Source organism: Synergistota bacterium, assembly GCA_025060595.1.
Taxonomy (GTDB): Bacteria; Synergistota; GBS-1; order GBS-1; family GBS-1; genus 42-11.
This window is the reverse complement of sequence record JANXBX010000031.1, coordinates 1-1161: the sequence shown is the minus strand read 5'-3', so window position 1 is coordinate 1161 and position 1161 is coordinate 1. Positions and strand designations below refer to the sequence as shown.

Annotated in this window: 1 protein-coding gene; it reads right to left on the bottom strand. The window is 48.3% G+C overall.

Translation table 11 applies throughout. The features are described 5' to 3' along the window. A partial coding sequence (locus NZ900_09725) for a hypothetical protein (GenBank protein ID MCS7234357.1) occupies window positions 1–1161 on the bottom strand: 1161 nt, incomplete at both ends.

Sequence of the window (1161 nt, the reverse complement as noted above, 5' to 3'; positions counted from 1 at the left end):
CTTTCAGGATACCTGCTGTTTTCACATTCTCCCCCTGCCAGCACCACTTACGCCAATCCGTAAGGGGAGTGACGAGAAGGGGCTTGATTGGACCTTCAAAGTAGCGATTTACTATGCTCCTTGACCTACCTCTTTCCAGCCAGAACAACCAATCAAGGTAAATCCCCTCCGTGAGCTTTTCCTTTCCCGCCCTTATCAACTGTACCTCGTCCCTATATGGGATGCTCTTTATAGGCGAGGGTAGCAGTTCATTTAGAGTTTTCTCGCTCTCAGTAGAAGGAGCTAAAAGAAGGAGAGTTCCTCCCCGGCTGAAGAATTCCTTTAAAGCGGTGGCTGAGGGGAGGCTACGACCAGTTGCGATAACTATATCAAAATCTTGCAAGTCCGCCTCTTTTATCAGGGGTGCCTCAAGCCCAAGGGCGGTGAAGGTTCTTGTTAGAGGGCTGTCAGGACGGGCAAATATACCCGCTTTGGGATAATCATTTAAAGGAAGTGAATGTAGGTATTCCACACATTTTACAAAGAGAAAGAGAGCAAGAGGTTCCTGGTTAATTTGGTTTAAGATGTCCATTTCGCTGAGGATGATGGTCCCCTTACCTCTTTTAATCTCCAATAAGCATACATCTCCTGCTCCGCAGAAGATAAGGGGTTTACTCGTTCCTAGGATAGGAGGAGTGTATCCTCCCTTGGCAACTTTTCCCCCCCTCCAGAAGGATAGCTCTCTTTCTTCTATATCCCTGAGAATCGGGTGTTGGAAGGGAGCGAAGGCTCGTTTCGCTGAGTAGCTATTGAAGGACAGCTTCAAGAGTTCGGTCAGCGGAGGGGAACTCTCCAATATCAACGCTTTGCAACCCTCTTCTACTTTAGCTAATAAGTCGTTCGCTTCCCTGGAACTCAACTGCCTCGCCACGACCACCACGCTAAACGGTTGCACAGAGTTTATCTCTCGGATAACCGTCGCTGGGAAGGGGAAGCGAGCGGGGTCTCCCAGGATTAAAAGAGGCAAAGAGGGTTTTAGAGTTTTGGGAAAAAGCGAGAGCCTGTAAGTTTCCTCCCTCACCTTCTGCCAACCTTTGTTCTCCTTCCAAAGTGTAACTGCCATCTCCAAAACTTCCTTTTCCTCTACATCTGGAAGGGGGAAAGAGAAGGATACATCCCTAA